Source organism: Streptomyces sp. NPDC096310 (genome assembly GCF_044763125.1).
Taxonomy (GTDB): domain Bacteria; phylum Actinomycetota; class Actinomycetes; order Streptomycetales; family Streptomycetaceae; genus Streptomyces.
On the sequence record NZ_JBIWFO010000011.1, the window covers coordinates 75365 to 100342 of the forward strand.

A 24978-nucleotide genomic window follows, 5' to 3' on the forward strand; every position below is an offset into this window, starting at 1 on the left:
CCTTGGCAGCGGAGTTGAGTACGGAGCCCGTGCCGCCAGGCCTCCCGTGCCGGGAGGCTGGCGCCATGGAGTTGACCACGCGTGCCCTCGCCGCCGCGACACCCGCCGGGCGGGACCGCTACATCGATCTGCTGCGCGTGGCCTCACTGGGCACGGTCGTGCTCGGCCACTGGCTGATGGCGGCCGTGACCGTCGGCCAGGACGGCCGCGCCGGGGTCGGCAATCTGCTGGCGGTCGAACCCGCGCTGCAATTCCTGACCTGGCTGCTCCAGATCATGCCCGTGTTCTTCTTCGTGGGCGGCTTCTCGCACGCCCTCTCCTACCGCTCGCTGCACCGCCGGCTCGACGGCCAGGACGTGTACGCGGCCTTCCTGCGGGCCCGGCTGCGCCGACTGCTCCGGCCGGTCATGCTGTTCACCGCCGTCTGGGGCGCGACCGCCCTCGCCCTCCAACTCTTCGTTCCGAAAAGTCAGTTGCCCGACATCGCGGCCCGGCTGGTCGCCCAGCCGCTCTGGTTCATCGGGATCTATCTGGCGATGGTCGCGCTCACCCCGCCGCTGCTGAAACTCCACGAGCGCTACGGATGGGCCGCGTTCGCCGCGCTCACCCTCGCCGCCGCCACCGTCGACCTGCTGCGCTTCGCGCTCGGCGTGCCCTATGTCCCCTTCCTGAACTTCGCGTTCGTCTGGCTCGCCGTCCACCAGCTCGGCTTCCTCCGGGCGGACGGCCGGCTGCGGACACCCCGGCTGCCGGCCGCGCTGGCCGCGACCGGGCTGGCCGCCGCCTCCGCGCTGGTCGCGTTCGGACCGTATCCGCTCTCCATGGTGGGCATGCCGGGCGAGAAGATCAGCAACATGGCCCCGCCGACGTTCGCACTGCTCTGCCACGGCATCTGGCTGGTCGGCGCCGTCGAACTGCTCCGTACCCCCGCCGCCCGGTTGCTGGCCCGCCCTGGTGTGTGGCGTGGCGTCGTCGCCGCCAACGGCGTCGCGATGACCGCCTTCCTCTGGCACCTCACGGCGATGCTCGGCGTGTACGCGCTCGCCCTCGGTCTCGGCGCGCCCTTCCCGGCGCCGGGGACCGGGACCTGGTGGGCCCAGGCCCCGGTCCGGCTGGCGGCGGCGGCCGGACTCACCGCACTGCTGGTCGCCGTCTTCCGCGCCGCGGAACGCCCGCCGGGCCCGGCTTCCCCCGGTACGGCCGAGGCCGCCGCCCGTACCACCGAGGACCCTGCCCGTAACACCGCGGAGCCCGTCCGTACCACCGAGGACCGCGCCCGGACCGTCCGGTGGGGCGGTCCGGGCGCGGCCCTCGGTGTCACACTCACCCTCTTCGGTGTGCTCGGGCTGTCGATCGTCGGCTTCGCCGGGCTGCTGGAGGGGCACTCCGCGGTGCTCGTCGCCGTCCCGGTCACCGCTCCGGTCGCCGTGGCCATGACGGCCGTCGGCTGGCTGCTGGTCGAGGCCGCGGGCCGGCAGCCCCCATCGAGGCGAGAGTCAACTCACCGTGCAGGCGGAGCCGTTCAGGGTGAACGCGGTGGGTTTCCCGTTGGTCCCCGTCCATGAGGCCGTGAACCCCACGGCGATGGTGGCGTTCGGCGCGATCACCGCCGTGTAGGGGGCGGCGGTCACACTGACGGCGGAGCCGTTCTGGGATGCCGTACCGCCCCACAGATTGGTGATCCGCTGCCCGCCCGGGAAGGTGAAACCGAGCGTCCAGCCGTCGACGGTGGAACCGCCGGTGTTACGGATCACGATCTCCCCCTGGAACCCACCGCTCCACTCACCGCTGACCGTGTAACCGACCGCGCAGGAGCCCGTCGACCCGCCGCCCGGCGCGGTGGTCACCCGTACGGTCGACGACCGCGCCGACCGGTTGCCCGCCGCGTCCCGTGCGTAGACGGCGAAGTCGTAGGCCGTGGCGGCCGACAGCCCGGTGACGGTCGCCGAGGGGGTGGTGGAGGACGCGGCGCTCGTCTCGGCCGTCCCGCTGACGCGCACCACGTCGTACGCCGTCACCCCCGCCGCGTCCGTGGAGGCGGCCCAGGACAGGGTGGCCGAGGAGGCGGTGACGTTCGCCGCGGTCGGGGTCCCCGGGGTGGTCGGCGCCGTGGTGTCGCCGGACGAAATGCCGTACACCGTCGCCTGCTTGGCGGTGGCGGCGATCCCGTTGGCACCCCGGAAGATGCGCTGGCCCCACGCGCTCAGCGCGTTCGGGTCGAAGCCGGTCGCCATGTCGAGATACTCCACACCACCGCTGTTGCCACTCCACGACCAGCCGAGATAGCCGAGGCCGAGCGACTGTGTGGTGGCCATGATGGCGTCCTCGTCCGGGTCGCCGTCGGAGTGCAGTTGCCCGAACTCGCCGACCAGGATGGGCAGTCCGGCGCCGACGAAGCTGTTGAGATACGAGGAGACCTCGGCCGCCGTGTCGAAGACGCCGTACATGTGGATCGAGAACATGGTGTTGCGGTCGGGGTCGGCGGCGAAGACCGAGGCCGCGTTGTCCCGCATGGTGAAGGACCAGTCCTGGCCCCAGTTCGGCGCGTCGACCATCAGGGTGTGATCGAAACCGGCGCTCCGCAGCCGCTGGATCGCCGCTTTGGTGTCGGCCGTCCACCCCGCGTAATTGGTGTTCCCATAGGGCTCGTTGCCGATGTTGACGATGACGTAGTTCTCCTGGCCGGTCAGCGCGCTCTGGACACTGATCCAGTAGTCGGCGGCGCGGGAGAGGGAGACCGCGGCGCTCTGCTCGCCGTAACCGGTGGTGTCATGGGCCTCCAGCACACAGATCAGCTTGTTCTGCTTGCACTGCGCGACGATGTTCGCCACATCGGTGGCATCGTTCCTGGTCCACTGGTCGCCGGTGCTGAGCACCACCCGGACGGTGTTGGCGCCGAGCCGCTTGATGTCGCTCAGCGCGGACGTGGTCCGGCCCGCGTACCAGGTGTGGGCGTGGTTGACGCCCCGCATCACGAAGTCGTTGCCGTTGCCCTCCAGCAGCCGACCGCCGCTGATGTGCAGACCGGTGGCGCGGACGGCCGCCTGGGCGGGCGGGGCGGTCGTACCGAGAGCGAGGAGCGAGAGAACGGAGAGCAGCAGGCCGAGGAGCGTGGCCCGGGAGGTTCGGGTGGGTGGTCGCGGGTGCATGGGGCGTGGACGCATACGGGTCTCCTGGATCCATGGACGGTGCGGGGGTGCGCGGCTCTGACACGTCTGCTCGGTGCGGCGTCGGTCGTGGCGGAAACGGGTGTCTCGCGGGCGGGGCGCCTCAGTCGGCGGTGCAGCCGGTGACCTGCGCGGCGGGTGTGGCGGTCCCCGGTCGGTCGGCGATGAAGCCGAAGGCCGTGGAGGCACCGGAGGCGAGCGCGCCGTTCCAGGACACGTTGCCGACCGTCGCGCCGCCGGACGCCGCGGTCAGCGCGCCGTTCCAGATCTGGGTGATCGTCTCGCCGCCCGGCAGCGTCAGCCCGACGGACCAACCGCGCAGCACGGAGGGGCCGTTGTTCGCCACGGTCACCTCGGCCTGATAGCCGCCCTGCCAGGAGGAGACGACCTTGAGCGACGCACCGCATCCGGCGCCGCCCGGATCGCTCGGGGTCGGAGTGGGCGTCGGCGTCGGCGTGCCGGGGGTCAGCAGCGGGGTCAGCGCCGGATACCAGCGGCCGGCGATCTTGTTGTCGCCGGAGCTGTTGGGGTGGACGCCGTCATTGGTGTCGGCAGCGGTGCTGAAACCGGTCCACTGGTCCACGACGATCACCGGCGAACGCGTGGTGGTCCGCCCGGCGGCCCAGGCGGGGATACGGCTGTTGAGATCGACCACGCGCTGGGCGCACTGGGCGCAGGAACTCGGATTCATCGGGATGAGCTGCGCGACGAGGATCTTCATGTCGGGGTTGGCGGCCCGCATCTGCCCGACGAGCGTGTCGAACGCGGCCAGGATCCGGTCGGGCGCGATGTCGCTCCACACGTCGTTGGTACCGAAGTGCATGACAACGATGTCCGGGTCGGTCGCGTCGAGCCAGCCGGGAAGCTGGTTCTGCGCGGCCACATTGGTCGCGAGGAAGCCGCCGTGCCCCTCGTTGTCCCCGTCGTGCGGCTGCCCGCACCCCTGCGGACCGAGCGTGCCGACGAAGTCGATCGAGGAGTAACCGGAATCCTGAAGACGGTTCCAGAGCACGGACCGCCAGCAGCCGGGAGACCCGGTGATCGAATCGCCGAGCGGCATGATCCGTACGGGATCGGCCGCCGCCGAGGCGGTGGTGCCCGGGTGCGCGACCAGCGCGGTGAGCAGGGCGACGGTGAGTGCGAGAACGGCCAGGAGCGCCCGTGGAGCTGTGCTGTTCCGCATATCCAAGGTCCCTTCCCGTGCATGCGGAGTAAGAGGACGGCGGCCCGTCGAAGCGATGATGGGAGCGCTCCCACTCGCGGCCGGAGTGGTCCGCGTCACCTTCGGGGGCCTGGGCACATCAATGCACCGTTGGCGAAGGCATGTCAAGGGTTACGGCACGCGTGGCCGCCCCGGGCCCGGCATTCCCCCGCCGCGCCGGACCCCGGCGCCGCGCACCCCCGTCCGGTGCGCATCGCACGGAACCCTCCGTAGGCTGGGGTCATGATGAAGCCGTCCGCCGTATCCGCGCCGCGTCCCGGGGCAGCCCCGCCGCCGTGGGCGCCTCGTGGCGGGACGTCCTGGTCTCGGCGGTCGGCACCGGTCCGCACAGCTGCGCAAGGAGTCTTCCGTGAGTGACACCTCCCTGACGTACGGGCCGGACGGAGAGCCCTCCGCCGACCGCTGGGCGAGCGCCCTGCACCTCTTCGACAACGGCGCCGGCGTACCTCACGAGGAGACGACGATCGAGCGCTGGGAACGCGCCCAGTTGCTGTTCGAGGCCAAGAGCTACGCCAAGGCCGCCGAACTGCTCACCGCCGTGGTCGACGAGGCCCCCGAACAGACCGCCCCGCGACTGCTGCTGGCGCGCGCCTACTACCACTCGGCGCAACTGGGCCGCGCGGAGGAGGAGTTGCGCGAGATCGTCGAGCGGGACCCGGTCGAGCACTATGCCCACCTGATGCTCGGGCGCACACTCGAACGCCAGGGCCGCACCGAGGAGGCGGCCACATGGCTGCGCATGGCGGCGGCCTTCTCCGGTGATCTGGACGCCGATGGCGGAGCTGGTGACCTCGGCGGGAGCGGTCGGCGCCCCGCAAAGTGAGCGTGGCGGCCCGGCCACCGCGCTGTCCGCTGCCCACGTACGCGACACGCCGCCAGACCCGTTGACCAGGTAGATGGTGCCGAAGTGCGCCTCCTCCCCGCCCTTGAGGACGGCGCCCCGCCGGGTCAGGGGTACGCGATGTTGCCGACCGCGGTGTGCAGGTCGTCCTCTCCCGGCCGCAGCGGTGGCAGGGGCGTCGCGCTGGCGGGATTCAGCGAGTCGAACAGCAGGGCGGTGAACCGGGCCCGCATCGAGGGCGCGGTGCCCGGGATCGCGAGCCCGGCGACGGCCATGACGAGAAAGCGCGGGATGTCCTCCTCGGTGAGGTCACCGCGGACCTCGCCCTGCTGCTGCGCGCGCAGCAGCAGCGGGTGCAGCGACTCGCTGAAGCGCTGGAGGGCGTCCACGGCGACGTCGGAGAAGTTGCTCGCGAAGGTGACCAGCCCCTTCTCCTCCGTGATCAGGTCGAGCAGGCGGGTGGCGATCGCCTGGAGGGTCTGGCGGGGGTGGGGGGTGTCGACGGCGCCGTCGAGGAGGGGGAGCAGATCGGTTTCGAGGATGTCGTCGAGGACGGCACGGACGATGGCCTCGCGGTTGGGGAAGTGGCGGTACAGCGTGGCGATGCCCACGCCGGCCTCGGCCGCGATCTGCTCCAGGGAGGCTTCGCCGCCGCCGAGGACGGTCCGTCCGGCGGCGGTGACGCGCTCGATGGTCGAGCGGGCGTCGACTCTGCGTCGCGGGGCGCGGTCGCCCTTGGTGGTGGCCATCTGAGGTCCTTCCTGCTCTGCCATGAAGGGTATCCGCCCTCACATTTCACCGATGGCTGCCTATCGCTTCGATAGCTACCTATCGCTTTAGTAGTACCCTCTCGTTTCGTGATGGGTGCGTCCCCGAACGGGCGCACGAAGACGTCTGGAGAGCGGAGAGAGCCATGTCGGTTCTGCTGTACCGGCTGGGAAGGTTTGCCTATGGCAAACCCTGGTACGTCATCGGGGGCTGGCTGGCTGTCGTGGCCGCCGTCGTGGGGCTCCTGGTGGCCACCCCGGTCAAGGTGAGCAACGAGGTGCGCATCGACGGCACCCCGTCCCAGCGGGTCATCGACGATCTGGCCAGGTCCCTGCCGGAGGCGTCCGGGGGCCAGGGCATGCTGGTCTTCAAGGCGCCCGAGGGCGCCCGGATCGGCGACGAGAAGGTCCGCAGCGCGCTGATGGCGGCCGTGGACGCCGTCTACCGCCACGACCACGTCATCGACCTCCGCGAGGCTCTCGCGGTAGAAGCCGCCAAGGGGGACAGCAGCCCGCTGCTGCGGGCTCAGGCTGCCGTGGCCCAGGCCGCGGGGCAGCCGTCCTCCGGCAGGACGCCCGTTCCGTTGCGGGTGGACGGAGCGCCGGTGCCCGGTGTCGTCGTATCCGCCGACGGCTCCGCGGCCCTGATGCAGTTCCAGTTCGACGAGCAGACCTATGAGCTTCCCTCCGGGACCATCGACGGCACCGTCGAGGCCGCCGAGCGGCAGGCCGCCCGCGGTGGCCTCAAGGTCCTGCCGTCGGCGTCGATGATGGAGATACCCGAGGTCGTCGGCGTGGGGGAGGCCGTCGGCGTCGTCGTGGCGGCCATCGTCCTGCTGGTCACCCTGGGGTCGGTCGTGGCGGCGGGCCTGCCCCTGGTCATCGCCCTGGTCGGCGTCACCGTGGGAGTGGGCGGCGCCTTCACCCTCTCCACCGTGTTCGAGATCCACTCGCTCACCGCGGTCCTGGCCCTGATGCTGGGGCTGGCCGTCGGCATCGACTACGCCCTGTTCATCGTCGCCCGGGAACGCAGGTTGATCCTCGACGACGGCCTGGACGCGCACGAGGCGACCGGCCGGGCGATCGGCACCGCCGGAAGCGCGGTCTTCTTCGCCGGCAGTACGGTCGTCATCGCCCTGGCGGGACTGCTGGTCGTCGGGATCACCCTGCTCAGCACCATGGCCGTCGTCGCCGCCGCCACGATCGCGGTCGCCGTCCTGCTGGTCCTGACCCTGCTGCCCGCGCTGCTGGGGCTGGTCAAGGAGCGTGTCTGCCCGGCCCGCGCCCGGCGCAGGGCCCAGCGGCGGCCGGCCGGCGCCGAGAGCGCCCGGCACACGCGGGGGGCCCGGTGGGGAGCACGTCTGGTCCGCCACAAGTACCCGGCGTTCGCGGCCGCGTTCCTGATCCCCGTGATCCTGGCGGTGCCCGCCGCCGACATGAGGATGGGCCTGCCCTCCGGGGCCGGCTACAACACCGACACCGCGCAGCGCCAGAGCTACGACCTGGTCAGTGACGCCTTCGGGCCCGGCTCCAACGGGCCGCTCATGATCGCCGTCAACTCCGCCGACACGGCGCGCCCGCTCACCCCGGCGACCCTCGCCGCGGTCACCGCCGGTCTCCGGGACATCAAGGGCGCGACCGCCGTGTCACTGGCCGGGATGAACACCGCCGGCACCACGGCCGTCCTCGGCCTCGTCCCCGACAGCGGCCCCAACGACGACGCCACCAAGGACCTCGTCGCCGACGTACGGGGGGAGAGCGCGCGGATCAGTGAGTCCACCGGGACCACCATCGGCGTCTCCGGCTTCACCGCCCTCGCCATCGACGTCTCCGACCGGCTCGCCGACGTCCTGCCCCTCTACGTGGCCACCGTGCTCGGGCTCTCCCTGGTCGTCCTGCTCCTCGTCTTCCGCTCCGTCATGGTCCCCGTGACCGCGACGCTCGGATTCCTGCTGACCATCGCGGCCACCTTCGGCGTCACCACGGCCGTCTTCCAGTGGGGCTGGCTGCAGGAGCTGATCGGACTGGATGCCACAGCGCCCGTCGTGAGCCTGCTGCCCATCATCATCACCGGCGTCCTGTACGGGCTCGCCATGGACTACCAGATGTTCCTGGTCACCTCCATGCGCGAAGCACATGTCCACGGCGCCACCGCGCTGGACGCCACCGTCACCGGCTTCGCACGCGCCAGTTCCGTCGTCGTGGCCGCGGCCACCATCATGGTCTGCGTCTTCGCCGGGTTCGTCTTCAACGCCCAGCCCATGATCAAACAGGCCGGGTTCGCGCTGGCCGCGGGCATCCTCATCGACGCCTTCGTCATCCGCATGACGCTCATTCCGGCGACCATGGCCCTCGCCCGGGAGAAGGCCTGGTGGCTGCCCGCCCGGCTGGACCGCCTCCTGCCCGACCTCGACGTCGAGGGCGACAAGCTCGCGCGGAAGATCCCGCTGCCCCGCCCCGCCGCCGTCCCGTCGCACGCCGCCGAGGCACCGAAGGCCGACCTCACGTCATGAGACGACCCGGCCGGCAGGCACCTCATCACACCCGGAACGCCTCAGCCGTACCGGAGCGCAGGCGCAGCCCGTGGCCGGGAGCGGCCGTCGCGCCGGGGCGAATGGTGCCACCGGAGGGATCGAGGGCGCCGTCGAAGAGCAGGTTCTCGATGCGGACGTGGTCGTGGAACCACTCCAGATGGCGCAGGTTGGGCACGGTGGCGGCCGGGTGCGCGTGCAGATGGGGCGCGCAGTGGCCGGAGATCTGCAGGCCGTGGGCCTCGGCGAGGGCGGCGGCGCGCAGCCACACGGTGAAGCCGCCGCAGCGGGTGGCGTCGGCCTGCAGACAGTCCACGGCCTCGGCGGCGAGCATGTGGTGGAAGTACGGCAGGGTGTAGCCGTACTCGCCCGCGGTGACGTCGGCCCCGATCGCGGCCCGGATGTGCGCGAGCCCGGCGAGGTCGTCGGAGGACACGGGCTCCTCGAACCAGGTGACGCCCTCCGCGTCGAGGTGCCGGGCCAGCCGTACCGCCTGCTTGCGGGTGTAGGCGCCGTTGGCGTCCACGTAGAGTTCGACGCGGTCGCCGATGCTGCGCCGGGCACGGCTGATCCGTTCCCGGTCGCGCTCCTCGGCCCGGCCCCATGACTCACCCACCTTGATCTTGACCCGGGGGATGCCCGTTTCCTCGGTCCAGGACCGCAGTTGGCGGTCCTGCCGCTCGGCGTCGTAGGTGGTGAAGCCGCCGCTGCCGTAGACGGGCACCTCCTCGCGGGCGGCGCCGAGGAGGCGGACCAGGGGCAGGCCGAGGAGGCGGGCCTTGAGGTCCCACAGGGCGATGTCGAGCGCGGAGATCGCGTGCGCGGCGATGCCGGGGCGGGCGGCGTTGCGCACCGCCCTGCTCATCGCGTCGTTGGCGGCGGGAACGTCCCAGGCGGACCGTCCGATGACGACCTGCGCGAGGTGTTCACGGACCACTGCGGCGGTGGCGGGTGAACCGTAGGTCCAGCCGAGCCCGGTGGCGCCCGCCGCGCGTACCTGGACGACGACCAGGGTCGTGGAGTCCCAGGACAGGGTGCCGTCGGCCTCGGGCGTATCGGTCGGCACGGTGTAGACGGCGGCGTCCACCGCCTCCACCGCCTCCACCCCCTCCGTGCCCGGCACGTCCGCTCCGTCCACGGGACTCACGAGCCCCCGGCTCCCGGCCGGTCGGCGCGGTGCCGCTTGCCGGGCAGCATCTCCTGCACCTTCGCCTTCACGCCCTGCTTGACCATGCCGCCCCGGTCGCTGTCGCCGCGCAGCACCGCCTCGGCCGCGGCTTCGATCTGGTCGAGGCTCGCGTGGGGCGGGATCGGAGGTACGGCGGGGTCGGTGCGGAAGTCGATGACGAACGGACGGTCGGCGGCGAGCGCCCGCTGCCAGGCTCCCACGACGCCTTCGGGGGTTTCGACCCGCAGCCCGTCGAGGCCGATGGACCGGGCGAAGTCCGCGTAGGGCACGTCGGGAAGGGACTGGGAGGGGAGGAACTGCGGCGCGCCCTCCATGGCGCGCATCTCCCAGGTGACCTGGTTGAGGTCCTGGTTGTTGAGGACGGCCACGATCAGCCGCGGATCCTCCCAGGTGTGCCAGTACTTGGCGGCGGTGATCAGCTCGGCCATGCCGTTCATCTGCATGGCGCCGTCGCCGACGACAGCCACCGCGGGCCGGTCCGGGTGGGCGAACTTCGCGCCGATGACGTACGGCACGCCAGGGCCCATGGTGGCGAGCGAACCGGAGAGCGAACCGCGCATCGTGCCGCGCATCCGCAGGTGCCGGGCGTACCAGTTGGCCGCGGACCCGGAGTCGGCGGCGAGCATGACGTTCTCCGGCAGCAGGGCGTCGAGGGCGTGGACGACGTACTCGGGGTTGACCGGGTCCGCGTCCACGGCGGCGCGCCGCTCCATCACCTCCCACCAGCGGGCGTTGTTCTTCTCGACGGCCTTGCGCCACGAGCCGTGCTTCTTCCGCTTGAGCTGTGGCAGCAGCCGCTTGAGGGTGCCGGCCGCGTCGCCCACGAGGTTGATCTCGAAGGGGTAGCGCAGCCCGATCATGAAGGGATCGTTGTCGATCTGCACCGCGCGGGCCTGACCGAACTCCGGCAGGAACTGGGTGTAGGGGAAGCTCGATCCGATGACGAGCAGGGTGTCGCAGTCGCGCATCATCTCGTACGAGGGGCGGGTGCCGAGCAGGCCGATGGAGCCGGTGACATAGGGCAGGTCGTCGGGGAGTACGTCCTTGCCGAGCAGTGCCTTGGCCACCCCCGCCGCGAGGACATCGGCGAGCTGCTCGACCTCGGGGCGGGCCCCGCGGGCGCCCTGGCCGATCAGAACGGCCACCTTCTCGCCCGCGTTGAGGAGTTCGGCGGCGCGGTGGATGTCCTCGTCGGCGGGCACGGGCGCGTAGTTCGCGAGGCCGAGGCTGGAGGGCACCATCTTGAACGAGTGCGTCGGCGGGGAGTAGTCGAGTTCCTGCACATCGGCGGGGATGATGACTGCGGTGACGGTCCGCTGGGCGTAGGCGGTGCGCAGGGCGCGGTCGAGGACGTTGGGCAGTTGCTCGGGGACGGTGACCATCTCGCAGTAGGCCGAGGCGACGTCCTTGTAGAGCGACAGCAGGTCGACCTCCTGCTGGTAACTGCCGCCCATGGCACTGCGGTTGGTCTGGCCGACGATGGCGACCACCGGTACGTGGTCGAGCTTGGCGTCGTACAGACCGTTGAGCAGGTGGATCGCGCCGGGGCCCGAGGTCGCCGCGCACACCCCGACCCGCCCGGAGAACTTGGCGTAGCCGACCGCTTCGAAGGCGGCCATCTCCTCGTGCCTGGCCTGGATGAACTCCGGCTTGTTGTCGGCGCGTCCCCACGCGGCGAGCAGGCCGTTGATCCCGTCGCCGGCATAGCCGAAGACATGGTCGACGTCCCATGCGCGCAGTCGCGTGAGTACGTAGTCGGACACCTTGGTGGACACAGGGATTCCTCTCGTTGCTGTACTCGCGGTACGAATGGCGGGGCGGCGGCTCTCAGGTCCCTCGTCGCCGCAGAAGCGCGTAGGCGCACACACCGGCCACGACGGCGGTGACCGTGCGGGCGGCCGCCCGGGTGGGCGGGACAGGTCGGTCGGTGGCCTTCTCCGGGTGGTCGGCGGGCGCGGGGCCGTTCAGGCCGAGGGCGAGTGCCTCGGCGAGGTGGATCGCTCCCCGGCCGGTGCCGCCCTGTTCGATCTGGGTACGGCAGCTGAAGCCGTCGGCGAGCACCAGGTCGCCGGGCGGGGTCCCCCGTACGGCAGGCAGGACGCCCAGCTCGCCCACCGCCATGGACAGTCCGTGGTGACCTGACTCGAAGCCGAAGTTGCCGGCGAGACCGCAGCAGCCCTCGTCGAGGACGTCCGCGTCGATCCCGGCACGGCGCATCAGCTCACGGTCGGCGTCGAACTTCGTGACGGCGTGCTGGTGGCAGTGGGTCTGTACGGTCGCGGCCCGGCTCAGCGCGGGTGGCCGCCACTGTGCCGGGGCGTGGTGGAGCAGGAGTTCCGAGAAGGTCAGGAACTGCTGGGAGAGCCGTTTGACGTCCTCGTCGTCCGGCAGGAGTTCGAGGGCGTCGGCACGGAAGACGGCCGTGCAGGACGGTTCGAGACCGACGATGCGGGTGCCCGCCTCGATCCAGGGCCGCAGGGTCTCCACCGTACGGTGCAGTACGCGTTCGGCGGTGGCCAGTTGACCGGTGGAGATCCAGGTCAGTCCGCAGCACACGGACCCGGTGGGCACGGTGACATGGAACCCGGCGTCCTCCAGCACCAGCACGGCCGACCGGGCCACCGACGGGTGGAAGTACGTGCTGAAGGTGTCGGGCCACAGGACGACGGTGCGCGGGTCCGCCGGGTCGGGCTCGGGCCTGCCGAGCTCACGGCTGCGGGCCCGCCACCACTGGACGAAGGACTCCCGCGCGAACAGCGGCGCCTCACGCTCGGACGCCACGCCCGCGAGCCGCTTCCCGAGCCGGGCGACGCCGGGCGCCCGCAGCACGGTGTTCAACAGGCCCGGTGCCACGCGGGAGAGCCGGGCCCACAGCGGCAGCCAGCCCAGCGAGTAGTGTGCGGCGGGCCGCGGCCGGCCCTGGTAGTGGTGGGAGAGGAACTCCGCCTTGTACGTGGCCATGTCCACACCGACCGGGCAGTCCGACTTGCAGCCCTTGCAGGCCAGGCACAGATCGAGGGAGTCGCGGACCTCGGTGGAACGCCAGCCGTCGGTGACCGGGGAGTCGCCGTGGCCGCCGATCATCTCGAACAGCAGCCGGGCGCGGCCCCGCGTGGAGTGCTCCTCCTCGCCGGTCGCCCGGTAGGAAGGGCACATCACACCGCCCTCGTGGCTGCGGCAGTTGCCGACTCCGACACAGCGCAGCACGGCCTGGTTGAAGGAGTGACCGTCCTCGGGGTAGCCGAACCGGGCGTCACGGTCGTCGCGGGGCCGCCAGTGCGGTCCGAGCCGTAGCTGCCCGTCCACCGGGTTCGGGGCGACGACCTTGCCGGGGTTCATCCGGTCGCCCGGGTCGAAGAGCGCCTTGAGTTCGCCGAAGGCGCCGACGAGGCGGTCGCCGTACATCCTCGGCAGCAGCTCTCCTCTGGCCTGCCCGTCGCCGTGCTCCCCGGAGAGCGAACCTCCGTAGGAGACGACGAGGTCGGCGGCCCGGTGCAGGAAGGCGCGGAAGCGGGCGACTCCCTCGGCGGTACGCAGTCCGAAGGGGATACGCGTGTGCACACACCCCTGCCCGAAGTGGCCGTAGAGCGACGGGTGGTCGTAGTCGAACTCGGCGAAGAGATTCTTCAGGTCGCGCAGGTAGTCGCCGAGGCGTTCCGGCGGTACGGCCGAGTCCTCCCAGCCCTCCCAGGTTTCGCGGCCGTCGGGCGGGCGGGCGGTGACACCGAGCCCTGCCTCGCGAGCCCGCAGCATCCGCTGTTCGCGCTGCGGGTCCTCGGAGAGCGCGACGGTCGGGTCGTCCCGGTCGCGGCCGAGCGCCCGCAGCAGCTCGTGCGCCTGGCGGTCCACGTCCTCCCGGTCGTCACCGGCGAACTGTACGAGCAGCCAACTGCCGCCCTCCGGGAAGGAACGCAGCGACTCCAGATGGCTGCCCTCCGCGCGCATCAGCTCGGCCATCCGGTCGTCGAGCGCTTCCAGTTGGCTGGGCTCGCTGTGCGCCAGGAGCCGTGGGACGTCATCGGCGGCGGCACAGATGTCGGGGTAGCCGAGCACGAGGATCGCCTCGGCGCCGGGCACGGGCACCAGCTCCAGTTCGGCGTGGAGCACCGTCACCAGGGTGCCCTCGCTGCCGGTCAGGGCGCGGGCGACATGGAAGCCCTTCTCCGGCAGCAGGTCGTCCAGGTTGTAGCCGGAGACACGACGCGGGATCTTCGGGTAGCCCTGGCGGATGTCGGCGAGGTGACGGTCGGCGATTCCCCGCATCCCTGCGTAGAGCTCGGCGCGGCGGCCCCCCGCGGCGGCGATCGCCTCGTACTCCTCGGGCGAGGTGCGGCCGGTCCACATCCGGGCACCGTCGTAGGTGAGCACCTCCAGACGGCGCACGTTGTCGACGGTCTTGCCGTACGCCTGGGCCGACGCGCCGCAGGAGTTGTTGCCGATCATGCCGCCGAGGGCGCAGTGGCTGTGGGTGGACGGCTTGGGTCCGAACATCAGCCCGTGCGGGGAGAGTTGCCGGTTCAGCTCGTCCAGGACGATGCCGGGTTCGACGACACAGGTGCGCCGCTGAGGGTCCACCGAGACCAGCGCGTCGCAGTACTTCGTCCAGTCGATCACCACCGCCGTGTTGGTGCACTGGCCGCCCAGGCTGGTGCCGCCCCCGCGGGAGAGCAGCGGCGCCCCGAACCGGGCACAGACGGCCACTGCGGCCACGGCGGCATCGACGGTACGCGGGACGACCACCCCGATCGGCACCTGCCGGTAGTTCGAGCCGTCGGTGGCGTAGGCGCCACGGCTGCCGGCGTCGAACCGCACCTCGCCGTCCACCGCCGCCCGCAGGGCGTCCTCCAGCGCGGCGGTGTCGAGCTCGGCTTCTCCTTCGGTGGCTTCTCCTTCGGTGGTCATACGCGCCTTCCCGGTCCTCCGCCGTACCCCGCCGGTGCGGGTGCCGGCGGCCGAGTTTCTCGCTCAACTGGGCCCTGGTCGTGGTCGAGCGGCGGCACGGTGCCCACCTCCCGCTCACTGCGATGACGGTCACCGGGTGTCCGGCCCCGCCGGGTGCGCTCAGCCGCGGCGGCCGTGTGCGGCGTCCGAGGCGCCGCCGAAGAGACGGGCGACGGCCCGGAAGGGCAGTGTGACCACGGTGGCGATGGCGCCGGCGATCGTGCGCAGCACATCGGCGATGGCCTTCAGCATGAGAAACCCTCCTTGTCCTGGTCGGTCGCGCCGGATCGGCGGGCGGCCGACGCGGCGCGTGAGCACTCCGCCTACCCCTTTCCGGCACTTTGACCCGTCGTGGGGTCGCTGACGGCATCGATCTCGAACGGGGACGTCGCGAGGCGGTGAATCCATCGTGATCACTCCCTGATTCTCGCTACGCCGCGAGCGATCGCGCGCGTCGGCGCGGAGCCGAATGGCTCAGCGCCCGGCCGGTGCCCGCCTCGTGGCTCGCCGCCGGCCCCGCACGCTCCCGCGATCGGACCTCCTCGCCCGGGAGACGCGGTGGGCAGGGAAGTTAGCGATCGCGAAGTCGGGGAAGGCTGGACCCGGGTGGCCCGGAACGAAAGACAGCCGCCGACGACGCCGCGCGTCGTGGGGCGAGCCGGCCCACGGACGCGGACGGCCACCCGGGAGGACGCCATGTCGAACACCGCGGATACCAGCGACGACGGCCCGTACGCACCGCGGTCGCTGCGCTCCTACGCCCTGCTCGCCGACGGCGAGCGAGGAGCTCTGGTCGGACCGCACGGCGAGTACGCCTGGATGTGCGCGCCGCACTGGGACTCCGGCGGCGTCTTCGCCGGCCTGATCGGGGGGAGAGGCGAGTACAGCGTCACTCCGACGGGCCGCTTCGTGCCGGGCGGCTACTACGAGGAAGGCTCCCTGATCTGGCACAGCCGGTGGGTGACCGAGAAGGGAGTCGCCGAGTGCCGCGAGGCGCTCGCCTTCCCCGGCGACCCCCGCCGCACGGTGATCCTGCGACAGATCACCGCGCTCGATCACACGGCCCGGCTGCGGGTGCGCCTGGCACCCGTCAGTGGCTTCGGCGACCACCGGGCCGGGGAACTCCACCGTGACGACCACGGAGTGTGGACCTGCCGGTCCGCGGGCCTGCGGTTCCGCTGGACCGGTGGTGCCGACGCCCGGGTGCTGCCCTCGGGCGACGGGTGGGAACTGGACCTCACCGTGCGCCCGGGCGCGCCGCACGACCTCGTGCTGGAGGTCGGCGACGGGGAACCACCGGCCGGGCCCCGCGACGCCACGCACCTGTGGCGGGAGACCGAGGCGGCCTGGCGCCGGGAGGTGCCCGCGCTGCCTCGCACCCTCGGGGAGCGGGACGCCCGGCAGGCGTACGCGGTCCTGCGCGGACTGACGGGGCGGTCGGGCGGGATGGTGGCCGCGGCGACGATGAGCCTTCCGGAACGGGCGCGGGAAGGACGGAACTACGACTACCGGTACGTCTGGATCCGGGACCAGTGCTACGCCGGCCAGGCGGTAGCCGCCGCAGGAGCGCTTCCGCTGCTGGACGACGCCGTACGATTCGTGACGGCCCGGGTGCACGAGGACGGGCCCGGGCTCGCCCCCGCCTACACCACCCGAGGCCGGTCGATCCCCGACCAGCACCGGCTCGACCTGCCCGGCTACCCCGGTGGCTACGACGTGGTCGGCAACCGCGTCACCCAGCAGTTCCAGCTCGACGCGTTCGGCGAGGTCCTGCTGCTCCTGGCGGCGGCGGCCCGGCACGACCGGCTCGACGGCGACGGCTGGAAGGCGGCCGAGCTCACCGCGGGGGCGATCGCGGACCGCTGGCACGAGCCGGACGCCGGCGTATGGGAACTGGCCCCGCGGCACTGGACACACAGCCGTCTGGCATGTGCGGCGGGGCTGCGGGCCATCGTCGCGGCGGGCGCGCCGGGCCGGCACGCGGGGCGGTGGAACACACTGGCCGACACCCTCGTCGCCGCCGCGGGCCGGGACGGGGAGCATCCCAGTGGCCGCTGGCAGCGTTCCCCCGACGACCCGGGCCTGGACGGCGCTCTCCTGCTCCCCGCCATCCGCGGCGCCGTGCCCGAAGGCGATCCGCGTACGGCCGAGACGCTGCGCGCCTACCTGACGGAGCTCACCGACGACCACTACGCCTACCGGTTCCGGCACGACGAGCGGCCGCTCGCCGAGGCCGAAGGCGCCTTCCTGATGTGCGGTTTCGTCGTCGCGCTCGCCGAACAGCGGCAAGGCCACCGGGAATCGGCGCTGCGCTGGTTCGAACGCAATCGGGCCGCCTGCGGCACCACGGGGCTCTTCTCGGAGGAGTACGACGTGGCGCAACGGGAGATGCGCGGCAACCTTCCGCAGGCCTTCGTACACGCGCTGATGCTCGAATGTGCCGCGCGCCTCGCCGATCCGTCCGCTACGGCCTGACGCGGGCGGGCCCGACACGAGCGGGCACACGGGCGACCTGGCGGCCCGGGCGGGGAACCACCGGCTACTGGCGGCACCGCCGGTAGCCCGCCAGGCCCGCCGCGAGGGCCGCGCCGGTCAGGGCGACCGCGCCGGCCAGGACGGTGTGGTGCCGGGAGGCCGATGACTGGAGGCTGCGGGAGGCGGCGACGGCGTCGAAGCGGCCGTGGGCGCCGTGGTCGCGGCCTTCGGGTCCGTCCGCCGGATGCCAGAGGTTGGCCGGACCCGCGGACGGGCCGTTGTCCTCGTCGGTCTGCTGCGAGCTGTAGCCGGTACGGGCCAGGTAGCGGTCCAGCAGGCCCGGTGCGACCGCGTTGGCGAGCAGGGTGGCGGCGGTGCTGACGCCGACCCAGTACTCGCGTCGCCCGGGGTGTTCGGCGGCGTGGACGATGGCGCGGGCGGCGACCTCGGGCTGGTAGATGGGCGGCACGGGCTGGGCGAGGTGCGGCAACCGGTTCAGCACCCAGTCGAACTGCGGTGTGTTGAGCGCGGGCAACTGAACCATCGTCGTACGGACGCTGGTCCCGGAGTGCAGCAGTTCGCAGCGCAGCGACTCGTTCCAGCCCTGGATGGCGTGCTTGGCCCCGCAGTACGCGGACTGCAGGGGGATGCCGCGGTAGGCCAGCGCGGAGCCGACCTGTACGACCGCGCCGCGGTCGCGGGGCAGCATACGCCGCAGGGCGGCCCGGGTGCCGTGTACGTAGCCGAGGTAGGCGACCTCGGTGACCCGGCGGAATTCGTCGGCCTCGATCTCGGTGAAGGGCGCGAACACGCCCGCGAAGGCGTTGTTGACCCAGACATCGATCGGCCCCAGCTCCTCCTCGACGCGGGCGGCCGCCTCGTCGACGGCCTGGGCGTCGGCCACGTCGACCGGCAGGACGAGGGCCTGGCCGCCCGCCCGGCGCACCTCGTCGGCGGCGGCGTCGAGCCCTGTGAGGCCCCGGGCCAGCAGGGCCACACGGTCGCCACGGGCGGCGAAGGCGCGGGCCGTGGCGCGGCCCACACCTCCGCTGGCGCCGGTCACGACAACAGTCCTGGGGCGGTGTTGTGTTTGCGTGCTCATGGTCCCCGCCTACCCGCTGAGCACGCTGCCGTACCGGTCATGCCCGCGTCATGCCCTCGCCGTGCCCGCACACCGTGCCGGTCCCGCGGCGGTCAGGCCATCGCGAGGGGCGCCGCCGGCGACGGGCCGCTCCCTCTGTTGGCTCAGTCCCCTCGGCGGGGCGTACACCACGCGGCCCGGTACCCGTGGACGCGCGTTCCGGCCGTACGCGGGCGTCCTCACTTCGGAACGTGACCTGCTCGGTCAACCCGGCTCCGGCCGCGGAGAGTACCTGTGCGGATGCGGTGCGCGAGACAGTGACGAGACTTGGCCTATGGGAGAAGAACCTCGGACGCGGTCACGATCCACCTCGGCCGCGAAGCGTCGGCATGTCGCGCCCGGCCACGGAACGGAGGGCGCCGCCCGTGCGGCCCGTGCCGCGCGCGAACACCTCGGGAGCCTGATCAGCCACCGTACGGAAGGTGTGTCGGGTGTGCGGCGGACCGACGACGGCTGGTGTGTCGTCGTGGACGTGCTGGAACTCGCCCGGATCCCTGACACCACGAGCCTGTTGGCCTCGTACGAGGTGAGCATCGACCGGGACGGCGAACTTCTGGAGTACCGCAGGGTCCGCCGCTTCCGAAGAGGCGCCGCCGACGAGTGAGCCGGACGCGCCGACCTGCTGACGAAAGGACGTGCCCATGAGAACGACCACCTACTCCGACGACATCGCGTGCGTGCCGCGCGCCGGCACGCTGTACGACGTGATGGAACTCATCCTCGACCGGGGCATGGTGATCGACGTCTTCATCAGGGTCTCCTTGGTCGGCATCGAGATCCTCAAGATCGACGCCCGGATCGTCGTGGCGAGTGTCGACACGTACCTCCGGTTCGCCGAGGCGTGCAACCGGCTCGACCTGGAAGCCGATACCCGCAGCACGACGGTCCCCGAACTGTTCGGCGGTGGGGCCGCCCGAGCTGTCGGCAAGCGGAAGGCGAAGAAGGCGGCCGAGTCGGTGGGGGACAAGGTGCGCCACGCGGTCACCGGCGGGGACTCCGAGGAGGACTCCGACGACTCGGAGGAGTACGAGGAGGCCAGGCCGCGGCGCCGTGCTCCTGCCCGTACCGGCGCGCGCCGTCGCTCGGCGGAGGACTGACCGGTGACAGGTGTCGGAGTGTACGTGTACGCGATCGTCCGGGCGGAGCAGCGCGCGCCACGCGAAATCGCCGGTGTGGGAAGCCCGCCGCTTCCTCTCCATGTCCTCACCGAGGGGCGCCTCGGGGCGGTGATCAGTGACGCTCCGCCGAATCTGCGCGCCCGCCGCCGCGACCTGCTCGCCCACCAGGAGGTGTTGGCACGGCTCACCGCTGTCGGGCCGGCCCTGCCGATGCGGTTCGGCATGGTCGCGGTGGACGAGGCCGCGGTCCGTGCGCAGCTCGCCGCGTCGGAGGAACACCACCTCGTGGTACTGGACCGGCTCGCCGGGCGGGTGGAGGTGAACCTCAAGGCGTTCGCCCCGTCCGACGTGCCGGCGCCGCTCGTCCGGGAACACAGGACCATCCGGAGGCTCTACGACACCGCGCGGCGAAGCCCTGGTTACGAGGCGAATCTACGTCTGGGCGAAGCGGTCGCCACGGAGCTCGCGCGCGGAGCGGCGGAAGCGGGACGGGACGCCGTACGGAAGCTGACACCTCTGGCCCACGCTGTCGCCGGGGGGCCTCAGGTCCCTGGGTGTGTGCTCAACGTGTCGTTCCTCGTCGACCGAGCGGCCGGTGACCGGTTCCTGGCCGTGGCACGGGAGTTCGCCGCGAGCCGCCGTGAGCGGGTGGAACTGCGCGTCGCGGGGCCGATTCCCTGCTACAGCTTCGTCGAGGCCGAGGGCCCACTCGCCGGCGCGGGAGCATGACATGGGTCTGATCAGTGGGCTCCTCCTCTTCCCGCTGGCCCCGGTTCGCGGAGTGTCGTGGATCGCTGAGCAGCTCATGGAAGCGGCGGATGCCCAGATTCACGACCCTGCACTGATTCGCGCTCAACTCGCGGCGCTCAACCATGAGTTCGAAGAAGGAAGTCTCAGCCTCGAAGAATTCGAGGAGGAAGAGGAGCGGCTGCTCGACCGGCTGGACGAAGCGGGCGCCGCGCCTGCCGGGCGATCGAGGGAGGCACCCTGATGGACGAAAGAACCAAGGTGACACTGGCCGCCGCGGTCGCGGCGGGCTACGTGCTGGGCCGCACCAGAAAGGGACGGCTCGCGCTCACCGCCGTGACCTATCTGGCGGGCAGGCGCTTCGGTCTCGAACCGCGGCAGTTGGCGGCTGAGGGAGTACGGCGCCTCGGCCGGGTTCCCCAGGTGGCGGAGCTTCAGGAGCAGTTGCGCACCGAGGGCCTCGAAGCGGCTCGGCACGCGCTGACGGCGGTCGTCGGGCGGAATATGAGTTCTCTCGCGGACGCGATCAGTGAGCGCACGCTTGGGCTCGGCCCCAGGGACGAGGAGCCGGAGGAGGAGTACGAGGAGGAGCCGGAGGACGAGGAGACGGAGGAAGCGGAGTCGGAGGAAGCGGAGGAGAGGCCGCCCAGGCATCGTCGGCGTGGCGCCCGTGACTCCGCGGGAGCGGCGGCCCGGTCACCGGAACACGCCGACCGGGGCCGGGCCAAGAAGGCGGCCCCGTCCCACCGTGCCGCTTCCGCCAGGAAATCCGCAGCACCCGCCAAGAAGGCGTCGGCCGCCAAGAAGACGTCCTCCGCCAAGAAGACGTCATCCGCCAAGAAGGCGGCCCACAAGACCTCTACGCGCTCCGAACACCGGAGGTGACCGCGACATGACCAGAACAACACGGGACACGCCCGAATCCGGCGACTCGGGGCTCGGGCGCCTACGCGAAGAGTTCTCGAACTATCTCGGCGCCCATGTGGGGCGCCTGGCAGAGAAAGCCTCCGGCAAACTGACCGACGTCACCGGTCAGCTCACCGACATCGCGGACAACGGCGGAGCGCTGCCCGAGATCGGGTCCCGCCTTCTCCACGGTGAATCGCCGGTCAAGGCCCTCCTCTCGGAGAAGGCGAAAGACGTCAAGGACACCGTCGTGGACAAAGCCAAAGAGGCTTTCGGCGGCGGCGGGCGCAAGCCCGGCGACACCAAGGTGACCAGCATCATCGAAGTGCTGGATGTGGGGGTGCCGCTGCGTACGGCCTATGACCACTGGACGCAGTACGACAAGTTCAGCGGCTTCACCAAGGGCGTGCGCAATGTGTCGCAGAGCGATGAGGTGACAAGCGACTGGAAGACCAAGGTGGGCCCCTCGACCCGTGCTTTTCAGGCGACGGTCCAGGAGCAGGTGCCCGACGAGCGCATCGTATGGACCTCGGAAGGCGCCAAGGCCACGACCAGGGGGGCGGTGAGCTTCCACGAACTGGCGCCGTCCCTGACCCGGATCGTCCTCGTCGTCGAGTACTACCCGTCCGGCTTCTTCGAGAAGACCGGAAACCTCTGGCGGGCACAAGGCCGCCGTCTGCGCCTGGACTTCAAACACTTCCAGCGCTACGTCACACTCACCGACGAAGAACCCGAGGACGCGTGGCGGGGTGAGATCCGCGACGGCGAGGTGGTCCGCACCCACGAAGAAGCGATGGAAGAGGAAGAGGCCGCGCGGGCCGAGGAGGACGACGACACCGAAGCCGCTGACGAGGAGGAGGACGAGGAGGACGAGGACGACGGCGAGTGGGTGTACGAGGACGAAGAGCCCGGTGAGGACGAGGAAGAGGAACCCCGGTGACCGACGTCGACTTCAGGCAGCGTGGCGCGCCCGCGTACGGCACGAGCACCACCAACCTCGCCGACATTCTCGAACGGGTCCTCGACAAGGGCATCGTCATCGCCGGCGACATCAAGATCGACCTGCTCGACATCGAACTGCTGACCATCCGGCTACGGCTGTTCGTCGCGTCCGTGGACACCGCCAAGAAGGCGGGCATCGACTGGTGGGAGACCGACCCGGCGCTCAGCTCGCGCGCCGCCCGCAGCGCCCTCCAGGAGGAGAACGACGTGCTCCGCGCTCGCCTGGAAGCCCTGGAATCCCTGGAACCCGGTCCTGAGCAGGCTCATTCCTCACCCCCCACCGAAGAGAGACGAGGGACATGACCGTCCTCGGCCCCGCCCTTCAGGAACACACCGCCACCTACGTGTTCGCGGTCTGCGGACACGTCGATCACAGCGCTTTCGCCGCGCTTCCGGGGATCGGGGAGAGCTTTCCGGTACGGCTCCTGCCGTTCGGGGCGCTCACGGCCGTTGTGCAGCATGTCGAGGCGGCACACTTCAACGAGGACGCCTGGCGTGTGCGCCTCTCGGACGAACGGGAACTGGAGCGTTGTGCCCGTGCTCACCACGACGTGGTGTCCGCGGCCGCCCTGCGCGGGCCCACGGCCCCCCTTCCCCTGGCCACGCTCTACCGGAGCGACGAGCGGGCCCGGCAGGCGCTTCGTCAGGACGCCGAGCGCTTCCACACCGTCCTGCGCCGTATCGCGGGACGCGTCGAGTGGGCGGTGAAGGTGTACGCGCACACCGCACCCGCACCCGCACCCGTGTTGGCCACGGCCCCGCCGGCCGGGGAAGGCCATGACCGCTCGTCCCCATGTGGCGGCCGCGCGTATCTGGACCGTAAACGAGGACTCCAGAAACGGCGCGAACAGCGGCACGACGAGGCGCTGCGCACCGCCGAGACCGTGGACTCGGCGCTGCGAACCGTGGCGGCGGCATCCCGGCGCCTGCGTACCCATGCCCAGGAACCGCAGGAGCCGGGCAGGACGCAGGTACTCAACGCCGCCTACCTGGTGGACGAGGAGCGGGTCGACGAGGTCGCCCGTACGATCGCCGGACTTCGGCGGTCGACCGGCGCGGACATCGAGATGTCCGGGCCCTGGGTGCCCTACTCGTTCGTGGGCGAGGTGGGAGCATGACCACACGTGAGCCCGTGCCGTGGGCCGAGCCGGAACCGTTGACCGGGCCCATCGGAGTCCCCCTGGTCGACCTGCTGGACCGTGTACTGGCGACCGGCGTGGTCGTGAGCGGCGACCTCGTCATCGCGATCGCCGACGTTCCGTTGGTCAGACTGTCCCTGCACGCCCTGCTCTCCTCCGTGAGCGAACGGATTCCCGCCCCCTGGGCGGACGGAGGGCCGCTGTGACCGGCAAGACGATCGATGTGGACAGCGACCGGGTGGGACGCGACCTGGTCGCCCTGGTCCTGACCATCGTGGAACTCCTGCGTCAACTGATGGAGCGTCAAGCGATCCGCCGGGTGGAACAGGGCGACCTCAACGACGAGCAGATCGACCGGATCGGCACCACGCTCATGCTGCTCGACGAACGCATGAACGAGCTCTGCGAACAGCACGGGCTCAGCATGGAGGACCTCAACCTGGATCTCGGCCCCCTGGGCACGCTGCTGCCCCGCGACGAATACCACTGAACCCGGGCCGACCGGTGGGTCAGACGGTCAGGACGGTTTTGATCATGCCGTCCTCTTTGGCCTGGAAGGTCTCGTAGGTCTTCGGCCCGTCTTCGAGGGGCAGCGTGTGTGTGGCGAAGCCGTCCACTCCGAGGACGTCTTCCTCGTTGAGGAGCGGCAGGATGCCGTCGACCCAGGATGAGCCGTTCGAAGCCCGCGTGCCGGAAAGCCCGGCACCACCACCGGCCGTCCGTACCGGCCTCCGGTTGACCTGAATGGATCACTCAGCCGGGGGCACGCGCCCTGTGCGGACAGAATGCTCCTCACGGAGTGGAACGGCCGAAACCGGCCCATGTGAGGACATTCCGAAAAGTACCGGTCCGTGTCAGTCCGGTCCGGTCACCACAGGAGGGACGATTCGTTGTCCGACACACCCCGTTCCCAGCCCCGGCAACCCGAACCGAGGTTCCCGCAGCAGGACCAGGAGCATCCCGGATGGACAGGGCCCATGGACCCGCCGCCGGATCACGGTGAAACCTCGTACCGGGGCTCAGGGCGGCTCCAGGACCTCAAGGCGGTGCTGACGGGCGGCGACTCGGGCATCGGGCGGGCCGTCGCGCTGGCCTTCGCCCGGGAGGGCGCCGACGTGCTGTTCACCTACTTGCCGGAGGAAGGCGAGGAAGCGGCGCAGACCACCCGGCTGGTCGAGGGGGCGGGCCGCACGGCTGTGGCCGTCCCCTGCGACATCCGGGAGGAGGAACAGTGCCGACGGCTGGTCGAACGCGCGGTGGCGGAATGGGGCCGTATCGACATCCTCGTCAACAACGCCGCCTATCAGATGTCGCAGCCGGAAGGCATCGCCGAGATCACCACCGAGCAGTTCGACCGTGTGGTGCGCACCAATCTGTACGGCATGTTCTGGCTGTCGAAGATGGCGCTGCCGCACATCCCGCGGGGCGGCTCCATCATCAACACCACCTCGGTCCAGGCGTACAAGCCCAGTCCGCATCTGCTGGACTACGCCATGACCAAGGGCGCCATCGCGACCTTCACCCAAGGGCTGGCCCAGATGGTCGCCACCGACGGTGTCCGCGTCAACGCCGTGGCACCAGGGCCTGTCTGGACGCCCCTGATCCCCGCGACCCTCCCGGACACCGCGGAGTTCGGGAAACAGTCCCCCCTGGGCCGCCCCGCCCAACCGGCCGAAATGGCTCCCGCCTACGTCTTTCTCGCCTCTCCCGAAGCGAGCTACATCACCGCGGAGATCGTCAATGCCACCGGCGGTACACCGATTCAGTAGCGGGCACGAGAGGAGTCGTCGCG

At 71.2% G+C, this 24978-nt stretch carries 23 protein-coding genes and 1 pseudogene; 15 read left to right on the forward strand and 9 right to left on the reverse strand.

Features of this window, described 5'->3' with window-relative positions:
* The first annotated feature begins 65 nt into the window (after positions 1–65).
* Entirely contained in the window at positions 66–1565 is a 1500-nt protein-coding gene (locus ACIQ7D_RS21505) for an acyltransferase (RefSeq protein WP_403939824.1), read from the forward strand.
* Here the strand turns inward: ACIQ7D_RS21505 and ACIQ7D_RS21510 are convergent.
* On the reverse strand, positions 1497–3164 hold the full coding sequence (locus ACIQ7D_RS21510; RefSeq protein ID WP_403939827.1) for a cellulase family glycosylhydrolase: 1668 nt from the start codon (positions 3162–3164) through the stop codon (positions 1497–1499). The genes ACIQ7D_RS21505 and ACIQ7D_RS21510 overlap by 69 nt on opposite strands.
* Before the next feature lie 106 nt (positions 3165–3270).
* Positions 3271–4350: a cellulose binding domain-containing protein gene (locus ACIQ7D_RS21515; RefSeq protein WP_403939829.1), complete on the reverse strand. Its 1080-nt coding sequence runs from the start codon at positions 4348–4350 to the stop codon at positions 3271–3273.
* A gap of 388 nt (positions 4351–4738) precedes the next feature.
* Between ACIQ7D_RS21515 and ACIQ7D_RS21520 the strand changes: the two genes are divergently transcribed.
* Positions 4739–5212 (forward strand): tetratricopeptide repeat protein, encoded by a 474-nt coding sequence (locus ACIQ7D_RS21520; RefSeq protein ID WP_403939831.1) that lies wholly within the window; start codon positions 4739–4741, stop codon positions 5210–5212.
* Between the two features lie 125 nt (positions 5213–5337).
* Here the strand turns inward: ACIQ7D_RS21520 and ACIQ7D_RS21525 are convergent, their stop codons facing one another.
* Positions 5338–5979 carry a TetR/AcrR family transcriptional regulator gene (locus ACIQ7D_RS21525; protein WP_403939833.1) on the reverse strand — a complete coding sequence of 214 codons (642 nt, stop codon included), beginning with the start codon at positions 5977–5979 and terminating at the stop codon, positions 5338–5340.
* Positions 5980–6143: 164 nt separating this feature from the next.
* Between ACIQ7D_RS21525 and ACIQ7D_RS21530 the strand changes: the two genes are divergently transcribed.
* Positions 6144–8510: an MMPL family transporter gene (locus ACIQ7D_RS21530; protein ID WP_403939835.1), complete on the forward strand. Its 2367-nt coding sequence runs from the start codon at positions 6144–6146 to the stop codon at positions 8508–8510.
* Between the two features lie 25 nt (positions 8511–8535).
* Here ACIQ7D_RS21530 and ACIQ7D_RS21535 read toward each other — a convergent pair whose 3' ends face one another.
* The 4 genes from ACIQ7D_RS21535 to ACIQ7D_RS21550 all read right to left on the reverse strand — a co-directional run bounded on the left by ACIQ7D_RS21535 (position 8536) and on the right by ACIQ7D_RS21550 (position 14910).
* Complete coding sequence (locus ACIQ7D_RS21535; protein ID WP_403939837.1) at positions 8536–9651, reverse strand: enolase C-terminal domain-like protein; 1116 nt, start codon at positions 9649–9651, stop codon at positions 8536–8538.
* A gap of 20 nt (positions 9652–9671) precedes the next feature.
* Positions 9672–11492 carry a thiamine pyrophosphate-requiring protein gene (locus ACIQ7D_RS21540; RefSeq protein ID WP_403939839.1) on the reverse strand — a complete coding sequence of 607 codons (1821 nt, stop codon included), beginning with the start codon at positions 11490–11492 and terminating at the stop codon, positions 9672–9674.
* 52 nt (positions 11493–11544) lie between these two features.
* Positions 11545–14619 carry an FAD-binding and (Fe-S)-binding domain-containing protein gene (locus tag ACIQ7D_RS21545; protein WP_403939840.1) on the reverse strand — a complete coding sequence of 1025 codons (3075 nt, stop codon included), beginning with the start codon at positions 14617–14619 and terminating at the stop codon, positions 11545–11547.
* A gap of 159 nt (positions 14620–14778) precedes the next feature.
* Entirely contained in the window at positions 14779–14910 is a 132-nt protein-coding gene (locus tag ACIQ7D_RS21550; RefSeq protein ID WP_403939842.1) for an LPFR motif small protein, read from the reverse strand.
* Positions 14911–15354: 444 nt separating this feature from the next.
* On the opposite strand from ACIQ7D_RS21550, the gene ACIQ7D_RS21555 reads away from it, so the two are divergent.
* A complete protein-coding gene (locus ACIQ7D_RS21555; protein WP_403939844.1) occupies positions 15355–17133 on the forward strand; it encodes a glycoside hydrolase family 15 protein in 1779 nt (592 codons plus the stop codon).
* A 64-nt stretch (positions 17134–17197) separates the two neighbouring features.
* Here ACIQ7D_RS21555 and ACIQ7D_RS21560 read toward each other — a convergent pair whose 3' ends face one another.
* A complete protein-coding gene (locus ACIQ7D_RS21560) occupies positions 17198–18235 on the reverse strand; it encodes an SDR family oxidoreductase (RefSeq protein ID WP_403939846.1) in 1038 nt (345 codons plus the stop codon).
* A 313-nt stretch (positions 18236–18548) separates the two neighbouring features.
* On the opposite strand from ACIQ7D_RS21560, the gene gvpO reads away from it, so the two are divergent.
* The 10 genes from gvpO to ACIQ7D_RS21610 are packed head-to-tail and all read left to right on the forward strand — an operon-like array spanning position 18549 to position 23676.
* On the forward strand, positions 18549–18878 hold the full coding sequence (gvpO, locus tag ACIQ7D_RS21565) for a gas vesicle protein GvpO (RefSeq protein ID WP_403939848.1): 330 nt from the start codon (positions 18549–18551) through the stop codon (positions 18876–18878).
* Positions 18879–18915: 37 nt separating this feature from the next.
* Positions 18916–19371 (forward strand): gas vesicle protein GvpJ, encoded by a 456-nt coding sequence (gene gvpJ, locus ACIQ7D_RS21570; RefSeq protein ID WP_403939850.1) that lies wholly within the window; start codon positions 18916–18918, stop codon positions 19369–19371.
* A gap of 3 nt (positions 19372–19374) precedes the next feature.
* A complete protein-coding gene (locus ACIQ7D_RS21575) occupies positions 19375–20121 on the forward strand; it encodes a GvpL/GvpF family gas vesicle protein (protein ID WP_403939852.1) in 747 nt (248 codons plus the stop codon).
* A gap of 1 nt (position 20122) precedes the next feature.
* Entirely contained in the window at positions 20123–20383 is a 261-nt protein-coding gene (locus tag ACIQ7D_RS21580; protein WP_403939854.1) for a gas vesicle protein GvpG, read from the forward strand.
* Positions 20383–21024 (forward strand): histone protein, encoded by a 642-nt coding sequence (locus ACIQ7D_RS21585; RefSeq protein WP_403939857.1) that lies wholly within the window; start codon positions 20383–20385, stop codon positions 21022–21024. The genes ACIQ7D_RS21580 and ACIQ7D_RS21585 overlap by 1 nt, the downstream gene beginning before the upstream one ends.
* Positions 21025–21031: 7 nt before the next feature.
* Complete coding sequence (locus ACIQ7D_RS21590) at positions 21032–21985, forward strand: SRPBCC family protein (protein ID WP_403939859.1); 954 nt, start codon at positions 21032–21034, stop codon at positions 21983–21985.
* Complete coding sequence (locus tag ACIQ7D_RS21595; protein WP_403939861.1) at positions 21982–22350, forward strand: gas vesicle protein; 369 nt, start codon at positions 21982–21984, stop codon at positions 22348–22350. The genes ACIQ7D_RS21590 and ACIQ7D_RS21595 overlap by 4 nt, the downstream gene beginning before the upstream one ends.
* Positions 22347–23165, forward strand: coding sequence for a GvpL/GvpF family gas vesicle protein (locus ACIQ7D_RS21600; protein WP_403939863.1), 819 nt, complete (start codon positions 22347–22349; stop codon positions 23163–23165). The genes ACIQ7D_RS21595 and ACIQ7D_RS21600 overlap by 4 nt, the downstream gene beginning before the upstream one ends.
* Positions 23162–23392 carry a gas vesicle protein gene (locus ACIQ7D_RS21605; protein ID WP_403939865.1) on the forward strand — a complete coding sequence of 77 codons (231 nt, stop codon included), beginning with the start codon at positions 23162–23164 and terminating at the stop codon, positions 23390–23392. Before ACIQ7D_RS21600 ends, ACIQ7D_RS21605 begins: the two co-directional genes overlap by 4 nt.
* On the forward strand, positions 23389–23676 hold the full coding sequence (locus ACIQ7D_RS21610) for a gas vesicle protein K (RefSeq protein ID WP_403939867.1): 288 nt from the start codon (positions 23389–23391) through the stop codon (positions 23674–23676). Before ACIQ7D_RS21605 ends, ACIQ7D_RS21610 begins: the two co-directional genes overlap by 4 nt.
* A 19-nt stretch (positions 23677–23695) precedes the next feature.
* On the opposite strand, the pseudogene ACIQ7D_RS21615 reads toward ACIQ7D_RS21610, so the two are convergent.
* Positions 23696–23851: pseudogene (locus tag ACIQ7D_RS21615) on the reverse strand (glutathione-dependent formaldehyde dehydrogenase); the annotation flags it as partial.
* 225 nt (positions 23852–24076) lie between these two features.
* Between ACIQ7D_RS21615 and ACIQ7D_RS21620 the strand changes: the two are divergent.
* Positions 24077–24955, forward strand: a complete 879-nt coding sequence (locus ACIQ7D_RS21620; protein WP_403939868.1) for an SDR family oxidoreductase — start codon at positions 24077–24079, stop codon at positions 24953–24955.
* Positions 24956–24978: the final 23 nt, after the last annotated feature.